14 protein-coding genes are annotated in these 16962 nt (G+C 63.8%); 11 read left to right on the top strand and 3 right to left on the bottom strand.

Annotated features, from left to right (window positions below):
• Both ACO1XS_RS19030 and ACO1XS_RS19025 read right to left on the bottom strand, forming a co-directional pair.
• Window positions 1–981, bottom strand: a 981-nt coding sequence (locus ACO1XS_RS19030) for a helix-turn-helix transcriptional regulator (protein WP_486391422.1), incomplete at its 3' end; no start/stop codon positions are given.
• Between the two features lie 440 nt (window positions 982–1421).
• Window positions 1422–2822, bottom strand: a complete 1401-nt coding sequence (locus tag ACO1XS_RS19025; protein WP_486391421.1) for a tryptophanase — start codon at window positions 2820–2822, stop codon at window positions 1422–1424.
• A 386-nt stretch (window positions 2823–3208) separates the two neighbouring features.
• Between ACO1XS_RS19025 and ACO1XS_RS19020 the strand changes: the two genes are divergently transcribed.
• The 3 genes from ACO1XS_RS19020 to ACO1XS_RS19010 all read left to right on the top strand — a co-directional run bounded on the left by ACO1XS_RS19020 (window position 3209) and on the right by ACO1XS_RS19010 (window position 4845).
• Complete coding sequence (locus tag ACO1XS_RS19020; protein WP_486391420.1) at window positions 3209–3895, top strand: glycine zipper 2TM domain-containing protein; 687 nt, start codon at window positions 3209–3211, stop codon at window positions 3893–3895.
• A 109-nt stretch (window positions 3896–4004) separates the two neighbouring features.
• The gene (locus tag ACO1XS_RS19015; RefSeq protein ID WP_414720164.1) at window positions 4005–4439 is read left to right on the top strand and encodes a hypothetical protein; all 435 of its coding nucleotides are present in this window, start codon (window positions 4005–4007) and stop codon (window positions 4437–4439) included.
• 82 nt (window positions 4440–4521) lie between these two features.
• Window positions 4522–4845, top strand: a complete 324-nt coding sequence (locus ACO1XS_RS19010) for a hypothetical protein (protein WP_331567195.1) — start codon at window positions 4522–4524, stop codon at window positions 4843–4845.
• A 100-nt stretch (window positions 4846–4945) separates the two neighbouring features.
• Here the strand turns inward: ACO1XS_RS19010 and ACO1XS_RS19005 are convergent, their stop codons facing one another.
• Window positions 4946–5599, bottom strand: coding sequence for a peroxiredoxin (locus ACO1XS_RS19005; RefSeq protein WP_331567197.1), 654 nt, complete (start codon window positions 5597–5599; stop codon window positions 4946–4948).
• Between the two features lie 526 nt (window positions 5600–6125).
• Between ACO1XS_RS19005 and nirB the strand changes: the two genes are divergently transcribed.
• The 8 genes from nirB to ACO1XS_RS18965 all read left to right on the top strand — a co-directional run.
• On the top strand, window positions 6126–8558 hold the full coding sequence (gene nirB, locus ACO1XS_RS19000) for a nitrite reductase large subunit NirB (RefSeq protein ID WP_486391419.1): 2433 nt from the start codon (window positions 6126–6128) through the stop codon (window positions 8556–8558).
• A gap of 7 nt (window positions 8559–8565) precedes the next feature.
• Entirely contained in the window at window positions 8566–8895 is a 330-nt protein-coding gene (gene nirD, locus ACO1XS_RS18995; protein WP_486391418.1) for a nitrite reductase small subunit NirD, read from the top strand.
• A gap of 17 nt (window positions 8896–8912) precedes the next feature.
• Window positions 8913–11645 carry a nitrate reductase gene (locus ACO1XS_RS18990; RefSeq protein WP_486391417.1) on the top strand — a complete coding sequence of 911 codons (2733 nt, stop codon included), beginning with the start codon at window positions 8913–8915 and terminating at the stop codon, window positions 11643–11645.
• A gap of 8 nt (window positions 11646–11653) precedes the next feature.
• Complete coding sequence (locus tag ACO1XS_RS18985; protein WP_331567261.1) at window positions 11654–12229, top strand: ANTAR domain-containing response regulator; 576 nt, start codon at window positions 11654–11656, stop codon at window positions 12227–12229.
• A gap of 2 nt (window positions 12230–12231) precedes the next feature.
• The gene (locus tag ACO1XS_RS18980) at window positions 12232–13356 is read left to right on the top strand and encodes a CmpA/NrtA family ABC transporter substrate-binding protein (protein WP_486391416.1); all 1125 of its coding nucleotides are present in this window, start codon (window positions 12232–12234) and stop codon (window positions 13354–13356) included.
• A 177-nt stretch (window positions 13357–13533) separates the two neighbouring features.
• Window positions 13534–14691, top strand: a complete 1158-nt coding sequence (locus ACO1XS_RS18975; protein ID WP_486391415.1) for an HPP family protein — start codon at window positions 13534–13536, stop codon at window positions 14689–14691.
• A gap of 102 nt (window positions 14692–14793) precedes the next feature.
• Window positions 14794–15210: a MarR family winged helix-turn-helix transcriptional regulator gene (locus ACO1XS_RS18970; protein ID WP_331567207.1), complete on the top strand. Its 417-nt coding sequence runs from the start codon at window positions 14794–14796 to the stop codon at window positions 15208–15210.
• Window positions 15211–15223: 13 nt separating this feature from the next.
• A partial coding sequence (locus tag ACO1XS_RS18965) for a chloride channel protein (RefSeq protein ID WP_486391414.1) occupies window positions 15224–16962 on the top strand: 1739 nt, incomplete at its 3' end.

Genomic DNA, 16962 nt, shown 5'->3' with positions numbered 1-16962 from the left:
ACCCTGAACCTGCCGCAGCTTCGAGACGCAGTAGAGATATTCGAGCTGCCGGTGACCGGTCGACGTTGCATGATCGAGACGATGCAGCGGCTCGATCAGCGTTTCCGCGAGCTGGGGCGCCCCGCATGCGAGCGCGGCGAGTACGGTCTCGAGGCGCGTGGTGCGCACATACTCGTGCAACCCCGCCTGCTGTGCCCACTGGAGGTGCCGCGTAATCCCCTCCATCGCCGCGCGTTCGCCGCGCACGAGCGCGCGGACATCGCGCAGATAATCGATGCGATGCCGCAAGAGCGGCGCGCTCACGCGCAATGCGGCGCTCTCGCGCACGGAAATCGCCTCGCTCGGATCGGCTGCGCCCGCCATGCCCTCGGCAGCTTCCGAATGCCAGTACACATGATCGCCAAGCGGATCGGCACCGCGCAGCTCTCGCTGCACGGCCAGGTCATAGCGCAGCGTCGTCACGATATCCTGCAGCCGCTGCCCGTCGCTTTCGGGCAGCGACTCGACGAAGGCACCGAGTTCTTCGAGCAGATTCAGCGCATCGCGCGCGTGGCCAAGCTGATGCAGTGCACAGATGATGCCGAAGCGGGCATCGAAAACCTGCAGCGGATCGATTCCCGTCTCTTCCATGACGCGCGCAAAACACGACAGCGCCGTGGTAAGGCGGTGCCGAAAAAGCGCCTGCCAGCCTGCGTTTCGGCAAGAGGTCGCGCGCATGGCCTGACGCGGTGCGCGAAGCAGCTTTTGCGAGCGTCGATATTGCTCCTCGGCTTCGTCCCCAATGCCGAGCGTGCTGAGCATGTCCGCGTGCAATTGCAAAAGCCAGGGCAGATCCGCATCCTGAGGATCGTCGTCCGCCCATCGGTTCGCGTACGCGCTCGCCGCATTCAAGCTGCCTTCGCGCACTTTGTCGAGAAACGCCGCAGGCGTGCAGCGCATGCCCTGCGCTGCGACCAGCGGAAAATAGAGAGCCGGAAACATCGTGCAACTCCTCGTTGATGCACAGGTGTCGGTGCGACGCCGCGCGACCGCGTGCAGATGCGATGAATCGATCTCGCGCCGCGTGGGGAGCGGCAACACGGACCTGACACCGAGTGCATTTGCACCACTATAGAGAAGCACCTACACCACATATTCAACAAATCTGACTATCGGCGGCCATTTGAGAACTGTTGAGGATCGTCGGCGACGCTTTCCGACCGTGTCCAAATAGAGGAACTCGCCGCTGCGAAGTACGGAGTTCCGTAGGCTCGAACCGTTGCCTGTTCGCGTTCGATATCCACGGCCCCGCCGGCCCCGCTTCGCTCGAATCAAGAATATGTGCTGACATAGCAAGAGCGGCGACCCAATTCCGTAGGCGTTCGTTTAACAACCGACGCAATTCCCGGGAGGGCGGCGGGAATAAATTTCGCAGATAAGTGTTAGGTCAACGGACGAAAGCGTGCGAGGAAATGCCGCAGCGTAGGCGGCTCCTCTTCGAACGCATAACCGCGCAGCTCGTCCGCGCGACCCTTGGCATCGATGAGCACATCCGCCACGTAGTCCATGTGATCGTTGGTATAGGTGCGCCGCGGGATGGCAAGGCGCAGCAGTTCGAAGGGCGACGGTTTCTGCCGGCCGGTCTTCGGATCGCGGCCGAGCAACAGTGAGCCAATCTCGACACCACGTACACCGCCCGCAACATAAATCTCGTTTGCGAGTGCGAGTGCGGGAAACGCTTCGGCCGGAACATGCGGTAGCATGCGCGCCGCATCGACGAATACGGCATGTCCACCGCATGGACGCTGCACCGGTACCTCCGCTTCGTCGAGACGAGAATACAAGCGTTCGACCTGCGCCACGCGATAGGCGAGCAACGTTTCATCGACCGCTTCCACAAGTCCTTGCGCAATGGCCTCGAGGTCGCGCCCGGCCAGGCCGCCATAAGTGACGAATCCTTCCATCAGCACGCACCGCGAGCGCACCGCTTCGAACAGCTCGCGATCTTCGCGGATGCAGACGAGCCCGCCGATGTTGACCATGGCATCTTTCTTGGCCGACATCGTCAGCATGTCGCCGTAGCGATACATCTGCGCGACGATCTCCGTAATGGACGCATTGGCGTAGCCCGCTTCGCGCGACTTGATGAAAAACGCGTTCTCGCTGAACCTCGCCGAATCGATCACGACGGGAATGCCATGGCGCTGAGCAAGCTCGTAGACCGCCTTCATATTGGCGAGCGACACGGGCTGGCCGCCGCTGCTGTTGCAAGTAACCGTCGTGACGATGGCCACGACATTGCGGGGGCCATGCATCTCGATCAAGGTCTCGACTCGATCGAGATCGAAATTGCCCTTCCAGGGATCGTAGGACGCCGTATCGAAAGCACGGCGTGTGAGCGCATTCAACGCCTGTGCACCGGTCAGCTCCACATGCGCAGCCGTCGTGTCGAAGTGATAGTTCGAAATGAACACGGGATCGGTCGCACCGCGCGTCGCACGCGCGCGCTCGACCAGACACGGGAAAAGCAGGTGCTCGGCCCCGCGGCCTTGATGGGCCGGCACCATGTACGCATAGCCGAACAAACGCGCAACGGTTTCCTGCAGGCGGAAATAGCTGCGCGAGCCCGCGTACGATTCATCGGCCTGCATCATGGCTGCCCATTGGCGGTCGCTCATGGCGCCCGTACCCGAGTCGGTCAGCAAATCGATATAGACGTCCTCACCGCGCAACTGGAACGGGTTGTAGCCTGCCACCCTCAACGCCTGCTCGCGCTCGGCCTGTGTCGTCTCGCGAACCGCTTCGACCATCTTGATGCGAAAAGGCGCTGGGAGTCTCTTCATGGATGACGCTCCTTGACGATGAGTCTCGACACAAAGCCCATGCCACACATGACGACATGCGATGGACTGTCAAGGCCATTCTATGAGCCATCCGAAATGCATCGCCCTCGCCAAATCAGTAGCCATTATCGAGGTCATCGTCAGGCGCTACGAAAACGTCCGATCGACGCCGTTCTCGCCCAAGCCGCATGCCGCGCCGCAAAATCGAGTCGGCTCAAGGGGTTGCGCTGCGTTTCCCGCCGATATCCACAAAGACATCCACCGAAACTGTGGATAACTCGGACGTTGGCGATGCGGCACTACAAACGCTTACAAATGTCACCGATCTACGGTCCACCGGAGAGCGCGATGCGGCGTTTTTTCAGGCAATCCCTTTGGAGACTCACATGAATACGAATCTGCCCACCGACCTCCCGCAACGCAGCCGCATCCACCCGCTCATCGCGGCAGCCGCCGTTGCCGTGGTGCTCGTCAGCGGCACCGGCATCGCCGCGATGACGGGACTCTTGCCCACCTCGCGTGCGGTGACGGCGCCGCCGCCCGAGCAGGTCGCCTCCTCCGCGCTGACGGGCGCCAGCATGCCCGTGGCGGCAGTGAACCCCGCGATCGCGCAAGGGTCGACACAGCGCGCGGAGCCCAGCGTGCCGCGTGTACCCCACCACCACATCGCGCGGCCGGCGCCTTCATCCGTGAACGAGAATGCGTACGGCAACGGCTCGCCAACGCGGCAGGCGGCAATCGATCCGAGCGCGGGTGAGATCGTCGCAATCAATACAGTGCAGACGCCGGAGCAGACCACCGGTGTCGGCGCCGTGGGTGGCGCCATTGCGGGCGGCTTGCTCGGCAACCAGGTGGGCGGCGGCCGCGGCCGCGTGCTGACGACGATAGCCGGCGCCGTCGGCGGCGGCCTCGCAGGCAACGGCATCGAGCACGCCGTGCGCAAGAACACGACTTATCAGGTGCAGGTGCGGATGCAAGACGGCAGCTACCGCAACTTCAGCTATCCGACACAGCCCGCTTTCCAGATCGGCGAGCATGTGCGTGTGGTCGGGGATTCGCTGAGCGCGGCGTGACGGACGGTCGGGCCGACGCGGTCAAAATTACGCAACCATCGAGAATGTGACAGTTGCGTTATCATGGCCTCTGTATTTTTGACCGGATATCCGAGGCCAGGAGACCATCGTGATCGACGCGAGTGCGTGGTTGACATCCCAGGAATATGCGCATCGTTTGTTGCGCGATGTGATGGGTGCGCACGGTCTGGTGGTTATCGGCATGGGGCGCGCCGGCGAGCGGGGCTTTCAGATGCTGTACCGGTTTTCGGACGCATGCGACGAGTTGGAAGCGAGCGGCGTCAATGTGATTTTCGTTTATCCCAAGGAATCGGCGCGCCACGTTTTCGATGCCACCTCGATCCGGGGCGCTCGCTATCGCGGCAAGGCGTGCCTTTTTCTGGATGCGGAAGGCCGGTTCTTCAGAAAGCCTGTCGACGCGCAGAGCTTGCGCGCGATTCATCTCGATCGGGATATGCGGCAGACGGTAGCCGCGGATATGCCCTTGCGCGATGCCGCGTGGGATACGAGACTGCGCGCCTTTTTAACTGCGTGCCGCAGTTAGCGCTTCACCGCGCGCCAATTTTCCGATAGCCGGACAGCATTCAACGGCGCTACACTTTCAGCACCATCGCTGGAGAGCCGCCATGACTGATCTCGACCCGAACCGGACGTTTCGCGGGCTCCCCCTGACTCCGGAACAGGATGCTGAAATCCGCCACTACATCAAAATGCGGAAGCAGCAAGGCAAACCCTGGGAGACGCCGGAGCTCGAAGCGATGCTGCGCGACATGCTCGAGCCGCCGCTGGAAGATGACGTCGACGACGATTCCGATCCCGATTTCGGTACCACACGTCTCGCCGCGGAGCGCGCGCAGTTTTCCATCGACGACGAAATGGATCCGACGGAAGCGTCGGAGGAATTGCATGCGGCGATGGAATCCGAGGCCATGAAGCGGTTGAACCGCTAACATCGAACCGCCAGGGCCGCATCAGCCGGACGCGCGCGGGGCCGGCCGGCGGCATGTGGACCTGACGACGTCCGCATGCCGCAAACCAAGCGAAGGCCGTTTATTTCGGCTGAGCCACCGTCCGCAGGTACGGCTTCAGCGTCTTGAACCCTTGCGGGTACTTCTTCTTCGCGTCCTCATTCGATACCGAAGTCGGAATGATGACGTCGTCTCCTGGTTTCCAGTTCACAGGCGTGGCCACCGAATGCGCCGCGTTGAGTTGCAGCGCGTCGAGCAGGCGCAGGACTTCGTCGAAATTGCGCCCCGCGCTCATCGGGTAGATGAGCATCGCCTTCACTTTCTTGTCGGGGCCGATGATGAATACCGAGCGTACCGTTGCGTTATCGGCCGCCGTGCGCGTGCCGCCGCTCGCATTCGGATGAATCATGTCGTAGAGCTTCGCGACCTCGAGGTCCTCGCCGCCGATGAGCGGGTAGTTGACCGGATAGCCCTGGGTCTCCGCGATGTCGCCCACCCAATTCTTGTGGTCGCTGACCGGATCGACACTGAGGCCGATGATCTTCGTGTTGCGCTTGTCGAACTCCGGCTTCAGGCGCGCCATATAGCCGAGCTCCGTCGTACAAACCGGCGTGAAGTCCTTCGGGTGAGAAAACAGGATGGCCCAGCTGTTGCCGATCCACTCGTGAAACTTGATCGGCCCTTCTGTCGTTTCAGCGGTGAAATCCGGTGCATCGTCACCGATCCTGATAGTCATATCAAACCTCCTTTCGTCTGGACGTCCCTACATTGACAGGTCCTGATCCGCACAATAGCGATGCGCCGGTTCGAGCGCGAACCGGCGAGCGCAAGGCGCGGGATGAGGCTCCGAATTATAGACGCCGGAGACCCCCCGTTGGGTGGGCGAGCGCACCGAACCCGAATGTGCCGCGCCGAAGGAGTGCGACGCATGGCCGCGGCTGCACTGCTGCGGTGCAATACCCCCGGGCTTTCCGCGCCCCGAGATAGTGCGCGCGGTGTGCCACAGCGCGCAAACCCCAATATGCGCCGTGCATTTCACATCGCTGGCATAGCCCTTGCATTACTCCGCCCGCGCCCTGGCAACGGTGTCGGGCGCGGGCAGGACATGATGCGATGCGGCACCCTTGCCGCGATCGCCAACGGATTAGGACAACGGCGTCCCCTCGTGCATCGGCACGGGCGGGCGCCGTTTGTTTTCGGGTTCGGATTTTTGGTCGGGCAACGACGCTGCGACGCCACACGCTTGAGAAGGAGTCCAATCGATGAACAAGCCACGACTCGTCGTAATCGGCAACGGCATGGCCGGCATTCGCACGATCGAAGAACTGCTCGCCCTCGCCCCCGACCAGTACGAGATCACGGTCTTTGGCGCCGAGCCGCATCCGAACTACAACCGGATCCTGCTTTCGCCGGTGCTCGCCGGCGAGCAATCGTTCGACGACATCGTGCTGAACCCGCTCGATTGGTATGCGAAGAACGACATTCAGTTGCACCTCGGCAAAGCCATTTCGCGCATCGATCGCAAGCGCCGCCTCGTCGTGGCGGAAGACGGTACCGAAGCACCCTACGATCGGCTGCTCATCGCCACCGGCTCGCAACCGTTCATCCTGCCCGTGCCCGGCGCGAATCTGAAAGGCGTCATCACCTATCGCGATATCCAGGACACGCAGGCGATGATCGACGCCGCCAGCGTGAAGCGCCATGCCGTCGTGATCGGCGGCGGGCTGCTCGGCCTCGAAGCGGCCAATGGACTCAAGCTGCGCGGCATGGAAGTGACCGTCGTGCATCTGGCTTCCACGTTGCTCGAACGCCAGCTCGACACCCAAGCGGGCAAGCTGCTGCAGCGCTCGCTCGAGGCACGCGGCCTCACGTTCCTGCTCGAGAAGTCCACGAGCGAGATCGTCAGCAACGAAGCCGGCGAAGTCGCTGCCGTGCGCTTCAAGGATGGCGAGGAAATCGCAGCCGATCTAGTCGTCATGGCCGCCGGCATCCGCCCGAACACGACGCTCGCCGAACAGGCAGGCCTTTATTGCAATCGCGGTATCGTCGTCAACGACACCCTGCAGACTTACGACCCGCGCATCTATGCCGTCGGCGAATGCGTGAGCCACCGCGGCATTGCCTACGGGCTCGTGGCCCCGCTTTTCGAGCAGGCCAAGGTCTGCGCGAACCATCTCGCGCTGATGGGCATCGGCACGTACAAAGGCTCGGTGCTCTCGACGAAACTGAAGGTCACCGGGATCGATCTCTTTTCCGCGGGCGACTTCATCGGCGGCGAGGACACCGAGCAGATCGTGCTGTCCGACCCTTCGAGCGGCGTCTACAAGAAGCTCGTGATCCAGGACGACCGCCTCGTCGGCGCCTGCCTGTATGGCGATACGGCCGACGGAGCGTGGTATTTCAAGTTGCTGCGTGAAGGACGCAAGCTCGGCGAGCTGCGCGATCGCCTGATGTTCGGCGAATCGAGCATTGGCGACGGGGGCGTGCAGGGTCATAACCGCGCGGCCGCGATGGCCGACAGCGACGAAGTCTGCGGCTGCAACGGCGTGTGCAAAGGCACCATCGTCAAGTCCATCACCGAGAAGGGCCTCTTCACGCTCGACGACGTCAAAAGGCACACGAAGGCGGCCAGTTCGTGCGGATCGTGCTCGGGGCTCGTCGAGCAGATCCTGATGAGTACGGTGGGAACGAGTTTTCAGGAAACGCCCAAGACGAAGGCGATGTGCGGCTGCACGGAGCGCACGCACGACGAAGTCCGCAAGGCGATTCGCGAGAACAAGCTGCTCACGCACCAGAACGTCTACGACTTCCTCGAGTGGCGCACGCCGAACGGCTGTTCGACGTGCCGCCCGGCCATCAACTACTACCTGATTTCGACATGGCCGCACGAAGCCGTCGACGATCCGCAAAGCCGCTTCATCAACGAACGCGCGCACGCAAATATTCAAAAGGACAACACCTTCTCGGTGGTGCCGCAAATGAAGGGCGGCGTGACGACGCCCGATGAGCTGCGCCGCATCGCGAATGTCGCCGATAAATACCAGATTCCGATGGTGAAGGTGACGGGCGGTCAGCGCATCGATTTGCTCGGCGTCAAAAAGGAAGATCTGGTCGGCGTCTGGCGCGATCTCGGCATGCCGTCGGGCCATGCGTACGGCAAATCGATCCGCACCGTGAAAACCTGCGTCGGCAGCGAGTTCTGCCGCTTCGGCACGCAAAACAGCACGCAGATGGGTATCGATCTCGAAACCATGCTGGCCAACATGTGGTCGCCGCACAAGGTGAAGCTCGCCGTCTCGGGCTGCCCGCGCAATTGTGCCGAAGCGGGCATCAAGGACGTCGGGGTCATTGCGGTGGACAGCGGATGGGAAATCTATGTCGGCGGCAACGGCGGCATCAAGACGGAAGTCGCGCAGTTCCTCGTCAAGGTGAAGACGCCCGAGGAGGTCAAGGAGTACACGGCCGCGTTCCTCCAGCTCTATCGCGAGGAAGCGCACTACCTCGATCGGACCGTGCACTACCTCGATCGCGTCGGGCTCGACTATGTGAAGCGCAAGATCGTCGACGATGCGGCGAGCCGCCAGGCGCTCTACGAACGCTTGCTCTTCTCGCTCGAGGGCCTGCCCGATCCGTGGCAGGAGCGTATCGAAGGCGCGCAAGAGCGCGAATACATTCCGCTTACGGTTGTCAATTGAGGATTTGATGATGGATCGCTTGTCCCTTCCCAACTGGACTCACGTCTGCCAGGTCTCCGACATTCCGCGGCTCGGCAGCCGTGTGCTCAAGCGTGTCGACGGCGATATCGCGATCTTTCGCACGGCCGATGACGAGGTCTTCGCCCTGCTCGATCACTGCCCGCACAAGGGCGGCGCGCTTTCGCAAGGCATCGTGCACGGCAAGGCCGTCACCTGCCCGCTGCACAGCTGGAACATCGAACTCGCAACCGGCGAGGCGCGCGCGCCCGACGAAGGATGCGCGCGGCGCTTTCCCGTCAAGGTCGACGGCGAGGCGGTATACGTCTCGATCGCATGACGGGGAGCCCTACCGCGATGAAAACCGTCACGCGCTCGACTTGTTGCTACTGCGGCGTCGGCTGCGGTGTGCTGATCGAAGCCGAGCACGGCCGCATCACGGGTATCGCGGGAGATCCGGATCACCCGGCGAACTTCGGGCGCCTGTGCACGAAAGGCCGGACGTTGCCGCTGACGGCGGCCGGCACCGGCGGCCGCGCGCTACGCCCTGAAATGCGCCTGGCGCGCAATGCGCCGCGCGAAGCGACCGATTGGGATAGCGCACTCGATCACGTGGCCTCGCGTTTCGCGCAAATCATCGAGCGCGACGGACCCGATGCCGTCGCGTTCTATATCTCCGGGCAGTTGCTGACCGAGGACTACTACGTCTTCAACAAGCTCGCGAAGGGCCTCGTTCGCACCAACAACATCGACACGAATTCGCGGCTTTGCATGTCGAGCGCCGTGACCGGCTACAAAAAAGCACTGGGCACCGATGGGCCACCCACCTGCTACGAAGATCTCGAGCTCGCCGAAACCGTGCTGTTCGCGGGCAGCAATATGCCCTACGCGCATCCCGTCCTGTTTCGCCGGCTCGAGGACGCCAAGGCGAAGAACCCGGCGGTGCGCTGGATCGTCGTCGACCCGCGCCGCACGGACGTGGCCGCGCTCGCCGACATGCATCTGGCCATCCAGCCCGGCACCGACGTGGCGCTCTTCAACGGCATGCTGCACCACTTGATCTGGGAAGGCTTGATCGACCGCGATTTCATCGAAGCTCATACGAACGGCTTTCTCGATGCCAAGGCGCTCGTACGCGAATATTCGCCGCGCACGGCAGCCAGTGTGTGCGGTATCGCCGAGGAAGATCTGATCCGTGCAGCCGAATGGTTTGCGACGAGCCCCGCGGCGCTTTCGCTTTACTGCATGGGGCTCAACCAGTCGAGTCACGGCACCGACAAGAATCTGGCGCTGATCAACCTGCATCTCGCCACGCGACAGATCGGCAAGCCGGGCGCGGGTCCGTTCTCGCTCACGGGGCAGCCGAACGCCATGGGCGGACGCGAGGTGGGCGGTATGGCGACCATGCTCGCCGCGCATCGCGACATCGGCAATGCCGGGCATCGGGCCGAAGTCGAAGCGCTTTGGGGCGTCGAAGGATTGTCTGCGCGCCCCGGTCTGCCGGCCGTCGACATGTTCGACGCCATCGCGGACGGCCGTATCAAGGCGGTCTGGATTGCCTGCACGAACCCCGTTCATTCGATGCCCGACATCGCCCGCGTGCGAAAAGCGCTCGAGAAGGCTGAGCTCGTCGTCGTTCAGGAAGCGTTCGTCCAGACCGACACGGTGCCGTACGCCGACGTATTGTTGCCTGCGGCGACATGGGGAGAAAAGTCGGGCACGGTAACCAACTCGGAACGGCGCATTTCGCGCGTGCAAGCGGCCGTGCAAGCGCCCGGCGATGCAAGAGCCGATTGGTGGATCGCCGCCGAAGTGGCGCGGCGCCTCGAAGGCCGCCTTGCCAGCCGTACCCGGCGCCCGGAGGGCGAGCCCGAAGGCATCGCTTCGGACTCCACACTATTCCCTTATTCGTCGCCGGAAGCCGTTTTCGACGAGCATCGGGCACTGACGATCGGCCGCGATCTGGATATCGGCGGGCTCAGCTACGCGCTGCTCGAAGACGAGGGGCCGAAGCAATGGCCGTTCGTTGCGGGCGCCGGTGAGGGCTTGGCACGCCGTTACACCGACGGTGTGTTCGCGACGGCCGACGGCCGCGCGCAGTTTCATCCGACACCTTACCTGGGCGTTGCCGAACCCACCGACGCACGGTATCCGTTTCGCCTCGTCACGGGCCGCTTGCGCGATCAATGGCACGGCATGAGCCGCACCGGTCGCGCCGATGCCCTCTTCGCGCATGCGCCCGAGGCCACCGTCGTCATGCAACGGGGAGATGCCACTCGGCGGGGGCTCAAGGACGGCGATCTCGTAGCCGTGGCGAGCCGGCGCGGCAAAGTGGTGCTGCCGGTCGAAACGTCGGACGACCTGCGCTCGGGCACGCTGTTCACCGCGATGCACTGGAGCGGCCAGTACCTCAATAGCGGCGGTGCGAACGAAGCGACGATCGCCGCGGTCGATCCTCATTCGGCTCAGCCGGAGCTGAAGCATGCCGCCGTTCGGATCGAAGTCCCGGACCTGCCGTGGCGCGTCGTTGCGGCCAAGCGAGGCGACACGCTCGCGCTGCGCGCCGCGGTCCAGCCGCTATTGGCCGAGCGCCGCTACGCGTCCGTGCGCATCGAAGACGAAAATCTGCTCGTCGTCTCGGCGGCCGACTCGGTCGCGCATTCGGAGTGGGTCGAAAAGCTCCACGATGCGCTGGGACTACCGCGCGGCGACGACCTGCTCGAATATCGCGATCCACGGCGTGGGCGCGAACAGCGCGTCGCCTGGAGCGGTAACATGCTCGACGGATTCCTGCTGACGGGCGACACGAGCGGCGCGCGCGCCTTCATCGAGCAGATCCGCTCGCTGGCACCGTGGCCGGGGCCCCGGCACACGATTTTCCTGCCGGGCGGCGAAGATGCATTGCGCTCGCTTGCCCCGCGCGCGCGTATCGTCTGTAATTGCAAACAGGTGACGCAAACGCAAATCGAACAGGCCGTCGGTGCGCATGCCAGCTTCGACGATTTGAAATCGACGCTCGGCTGCGGTACCGTCTGCGGCTCCTGCGTACCGGAAATCAAGCGACTGATGAAAGCACCTGCTGCTGCATGACCTCGACGATGCTGCGCATCCTGCTCGTGACCGACACCGAAAAGCCCATCGGCGAGATGCGCGAGGCGCTCGCGCGCCTCGGCTACGAGATGCTCGCCGAAGCGGCCACGCCGCAGGCGCTGCCGAAGGTCGTCGAGCGCGAGCGGCCCGACGTCATCATCGTCGATACGGAATCGCCGTCGCGCGACACGCTCGAACATCTCGCCGTCATGAACGAGGCCGCGCCGCGACCGGTGCTGATGTTCAGCCATGACGCGAACCAGCAGCTGATTCGCGAGGCCGTCGACGCGGGCGTGACCGCCTATGTCGCCGAAGGTCTCGCACCCGAGCGGCTTGCACCGATTCTCGAAGTGGCGCTCGCGCGATTCGCCCACGAGGAGAAGCTGCGTCAGCGCCTCGCGAAGGTCGAAGGCGAACTCGCCGAGCGCAAGACCATCGATCGGGCCAAACGGCTTCTCATGGAGCGCGGCCAGATGTCCGAGCACGACGCCTATGCCACGCTGCGAAAGCGCGCGATGGATGCTGGCGTGCGGCTCGCCGAAATCGCTCGTCGGCTCGTCGACGCGGCCGACTCTTCGAGGTAGACATGGATACCGATACGCTGGCCGCCAGCGCCCCCGACTCGCCCGGCGAGCTCGAAAAAACCCACTTGCGGCTGGGGTTCGTCGCACTTTCCGACGCCGCGCCGCTCGTTGCCGCGAAGGTGCTCGAATTCGGCCACCGTCATGGGCTCACGCTCGAGCTGTGCCGCCAGCCGTCGTGGGCCGCCGTGCGCGACAAGCTGCTTTCGGGCGAGCTCGATGCAGCGCATGCGCTGTATGGGCTCGTCTATGGCGTGCAGCTCGGCATCGGCGGCCCGCAAGCCGACATGGCGGTACTGATGGTGCTGAACCGCAACGGGCAGGCGATCACGCTGTCCACGCAGCTCGCGCAGGCACTCGATACAACCGGCAGTTTGAAGGCCGCCCTTGCCACGCTGGGTCGCGCCCCCGTGTTCGCGCAAACCTTCCCGACCGGCACCCATGCCATGTGGCTTTACTACTGGCTCGCGGCACAAGGCGTGCATCCGCTGGAGGACATCGAGAGCGTCGTCATTCCGCCACCGCGCATGGTCGATGCGCTGGCGCGGCAGACGCTCGATGGGTTTTGCGCCGGCGAGCCCTGGCATGCCCTTGCCGAGGCGCGCGGGGCCGGTCAGACCGTTGCCGCAACGAGCGAAATCTGGCCGAACCATCCCGAGAAAGTGCTCGCATGCCGGCGTGACTTCGTCGCGCACCACCCCAATACGGCGCGGGCGTTGATTCGCACGATGCTCGAAGCGTGCCGATGGGTCGACGCCCCCTCGCACCGCGACGAAATCGCGCCTTGGCTCGCCAAGGCCGATGCGCTCGACGTGCCGGGCGAGCTCATCGCGCCGCGCCTTGCCGGCCGCGACGGCGGCGTGCGCTTCGCCAAACCTCCGCTGCCCGTTGCGTTCTTCGACAGCGGCGCGGTCAACTACCCGCGCGTGTCCGACGGCCGGTGGTTCCTCGCTCAATATCGCCGCTGGCGTTTGCTGCGCGGTGGGCCAACCGCCGGCGCCGACGACGCAGCCATCGCCTCGGAGATCAATCAAACCGCGCTCTACCGCGAAGCCGCCGCGCTCGCCGATGTGCCGATTCCCGCCGAAAACCGCACCGAACTCTTTTGCGACGGTGCGACCTGGCCCTGAGCGCCGATAAACGTTTTGCCGATCCTGCGCCAGCCGGCCGTTGTATTCGCGCATCGCTGCCGATGGCCGACACGTGACGATATGTCACGGCGCGATATAATCGCTGCCCGCTCGCGACGAGCCGGCACGTACTGCCGCACGTCGCTTCGCTTTCGATCAGACAAAACGAAACGTCACGTGCTTCATCCCGCCCTCGCCCGCTGGCTGCTCACCTTCGTCCCGCATCCCGTCTCCGTTCCCTGGCGCGAACGCATTCGCTCGTGCATCGGCGCGCTCGTCGGCATCGCCGTGACCGGAGCAAGCATGCACTGGCTGCTTGGCGACGAGGGACGCATTGCGCTGCTCGTGGCGCCGATGGGTGCCTCCGCTGTGCTCCTTTTTGCCGTACCCGCGAGCCCGCTTGCACAGCCGTGGTCGTTCATCGGCGGCAATCTCGTGGCTGCCACGCTAGGCGTGCTGGCGAGCCGCTTGTTCGGCGATCCGATCGTCGCCGCCGCATTCGCCGTGGCAGCGGCCACCTGCGCCATGTTCGCGCTGCGCTGCGTCCATCCGCCGTCAGGCGCTGTCGCGCTGACGGCCGTACTCGGCGGGCCCGCCGTTCATGCGCTCGGTTTTCGCTTCGTGCTCGAGCCGATCGCGCTGCAATCGTTCGTACTCCTTACCGCTGCCATCGCCTATCACACGTTGACGCGGCATCGCTATCCGCATGTGCGCCGGGCGAGCGCTCAAGCTCAGACGGCAGGCGATACGGGCGGCACCGGTGTGACACGCGCCGACATCGAAGCGATCGTGCGCCAGCAAGGCGAGCTCATCGACGTGGCCACGGACGACTTACAGTCTCTCTTACGCGAAGCGCAGCTGCTGGCGTACGCGCGCAGCTTCAGCGATATGACCTGCGCGCGGATCATGTCGCCCGACGTCCTGACGGTGACGGTCGAGAGCACCGCAGCGGCAGCCTGGCGGTTGCTCGAACGGCACCGCATCAAGGCGCTGCCCGTCATCGACGACGAACGACGTGTCGTCGGCATCGTCACGCGCACGGATTTCGTCGGTCGCACCTCGTTCGGGCTGCGGCGCGTGCGCAACGCACGCTTCGCATGGTGGCGTCGGGACGAGGCGGCGGGCCGCCGCGTAGCCGAATTGATGACATCGGCAGTCTGCACGGTTAATGTGTCGGTCGCGGTCGCCCAATTGATCCCGCTTTTTGCGCATTACGGCCATCATCACATTCCGGTCATCGACGATAATCAGCGCCTGGTCGGCATGATCACCCAGTCCGATCTGATCGGCGGGCTGCACCGCCAGACGCAGACACGGCGCTTGCAATCGGCGTAAGGCGGAGCAACATGCGCGTCACCCCCTTGCCACACGGGCGACCCAGAACCGAAATATCACAATGTGATATAGTTTCGCGTTCACATTTTCGCTCTGCCGACCATGAAAACCATAGCTTCCCGCGCGCTCGCCAAAACCGACTTCGAGCAGCTTTCGGAGTTTCGTTTCCAGATGCGCCGTTTCGAGCGATTTTCGGAGCGCGCTGCGCAAGACGAAGGCATTACGCCGCTGCAGTATTTGCTGCTGCTTCATATCAAGGGATATCCAGGCCGCGAATGGGCGACCATCGGCGAATTGGCGGAGCGGCTGCAAGCGCAGCATCACGGCGTGGTAGCGCTCGTTACGCGCTGCGAAGCGATCGGGCTCGTCAAGCGCAAGCCGAGCGAGGTCGACCGCCGGCAAGTGGAAGTCCATTTGCTCAAAGCGGGCGAAACCATTCTCGTGCGGCTGGCCGCGCTGCATCAGGCCGAATTGAAGTCATTACAAGGCACGTTCAGCGTGCCGCAAATCGACCTTTGAAGTCACATTTCAGATGAGCATCGACACACACAAGCGGGATTTCTCTTCCAATGCGCGACTGCCCGGCATTTGCGCACTCGCGGCCGCCATCGGTGTGCTCGGTACCATCGCAGCGTATGTCCTGCTCAACCTGATTCGCCTTTTCACGAATCTCTTCTTCTTCGGCGCCTTCTCGTTCGCCGATCGGCCGCCTGCCGACAATGCGCTGGGGCTTTGGGTCATTCTCGTTCCGGCTGCGGGTGGGCTCGCCGTCGGAATGATCGCGCGCTTCGGCTCCGAGAAAATCCGCGGGCACGGCATCCCTGAAGCGATCGAGGCCATTCTTTTCGGCAAGAGCCGGATGTCGCCGAAAGTGGCGATCCTGAAGCCGCTTTCGTCGGGCATCGTGATCGGCAGCGGTGGGCCCTTCGGTGCCGAAGGCCCGATCATCATGACCGGTGGCGCGCTGGGTTCCCTGCTCGCGCAGTGCTTCAAGGTGACAGCCGGCGAACGCAAAACGCTGCTCGTCGCGGGCGCCGCGGCCGGCATGACCGCCGTGTTCGGCACACCGGTTGCAGCCGTGCTGCTCGCGGTCGAACTCTTGTTGTTCGAGTGGCGCCCCCGCAGCTTCCTGCCTGTCGCGCTCGCCTGCGCGGTCGCAGGGTTCATGCGCGCGGCCTGGCTCGGTTCAGGTCCGCTCTTCCCGCTCGAAACGGCGCAGCCGAATGCGATTTCGCTTCTATCGTGCGCGATTCTCGGCATTGCCTGCGGTGCGCTGGCCTGCGGGCTCTCGATGGCGCTCTACAAGACCGAGGATCTCTTCGGCAAGCTGCCGCTGCACTGGATGTGGTGGCCCGCACTCGGCGGGCTTGTCGTCGGCATCGGCGGCTTCATCGAGCCTCGCGTGCTTGGCGTCGGTTACGACGTGATCGGAGACCTTCTGCATCAGCATTTGGCAGTGAAGGTCGCGCTTGCCATTCTCGTCGTCAAAGCGATCGCCTGGGTCGTTGCGCTGGGCTCCGGCACGTCGGGCGGGGTGCTTGCGCCGCTGCTCATGCTGGGCGCCGGCCTGGGCATCGTGTTCGGTCAGGTGCTGCCGGGCAACGAACCGGCGTTATGGCCGCTCGTGGCAATGGCAGCGACGCTCGGGGCAACCCTCGGCGCGCCGCTGACCGCCGTCGTTTTTGCATTCGGCCTCACGCACGACAGCAACGCGTTTTTGCCGCTCCTCACGGCGACCCTGTTTGCGCATGGATTCACGACGGTCGTCATGCGACGTTCGATCATGACCGAGAAGATCGCAAGGCGCGGCTATCACATTTATCGCGAGTACGGTGTCGATCCGCTCGAGCGTCATTTCGTCGATGAGGTGATGACGCGGACCGTCAAGACGATCGATGCCGCGATGCCCGTGCACGATGCATTGGAGACGTTTTTCGGCGCGAGCCAGACGCATCGTGCCTATCCGGTCGTGCGCGGCGAACGTCTCGTGAGTGTCGTCGATCGCATGGCGCTGATGGCGCTCGTCGAAGGGGAGGCGGCCGTCAAGAGGGGCACTTCGGTCGGCGATGCGATCGCGCGCACTACCCCACCTGTCGCGCTTGCCAACGAGACCTGCCGCCTCGTCGCAACCCGCCTCGCCGTTCACGGTCTCGAGCGCTTACCGGTCGTGGCCGATCGCGAGTCGCTGCGCCTCATCGGGATCGTGGCGCGTAGCGATCTCGTCAAACCGGCGCAACTGCATTTCGACGAAGAACACAAGAAAGAACGGTT

This window comes from Trinickia sp. (genome assembly GCF_057351765.1).
This window is presented reverse-complemented; position numbering and strand designations above follow the sequence as displayed.

What these genes read in the sequence shown, in the direction of transcription:
- ACO1XS_RS19025 (WP_486391421.1), bottom strand. Translation starts at nt 2,822, where the DNA reads ATGAAGAGACTCCCAGCGCCTTTTCGCATCAAGATGGTCGAAGCGGTT.
- ACO1XS_RS19020 (WP_486391420.1), top strand. Translation starts at nt 3,209, where the DNA reads ATGAATACGAATCTGCCCACCGACCTCCCGCAACGCAGCCGCATCCAC.
- ACO1XS_RS19010 (WP_331567195.1), top strand. Translation starts at nt 4,522, where the DNA reads ATGACTGATCTCGACCCGAACCGGACGTTTCGCGGGCTCCCCCTGACT.
- ACO1XS_RS19005 (WP_331567197.1), bottom strand. Translation starts at nt 5,599, where the DNA reads ATGACTATCAGGATCGGTGACGATGCACCGGATTTCACCGCTGAAACG.
- nirB (WP_486391419.1), top strand. Translation starts at nt 6,126, where the DNA reads ATGAACAAGCCACGACTCGTCGTAATCGGCAACGGCATGGCCGGCATT.
- nirD (WP_486391418.1), top strand. Translation starts at nt 8,566, where the DNA reads ATGATGGATCGCTTGTCCCTTCCCAACTGGACTCACGTCTGCCAGGTC.
- ACO1XS_RS18990 (WP_486391417.1), top strand. Translation starts at nt 8,913, where the DNA reads ATGAAAACCGTCACGCGCTCGACTTGTTGCTACTGCGGCGTCGGCTGC.
- ACO1XS_RS18985 (WP_331567261.1), top strand. Translation starts at nt 11,654, where the DNA reads ATGCTGCGCATCCTGCTCGTGACCGACACCGAAAAGCCCATCGGCGAG.
- ACO1XS_RS18980 (WP_486391416.1), top strand. Translation starts at nt 12,232, where the DNA reads ATGGATACCGATACGCTGGCCGCCAGCGCCCCCGACTCGCCCGGCGAG.
- ACO1XS_RS18970 (WP_331567207.1), top strand. Translation starts at nt 14,794, where the DNA reads ATGAAAACCATAGCTTCCCGCGCGCTCGCCAAAACCGACTTCGAGCAG.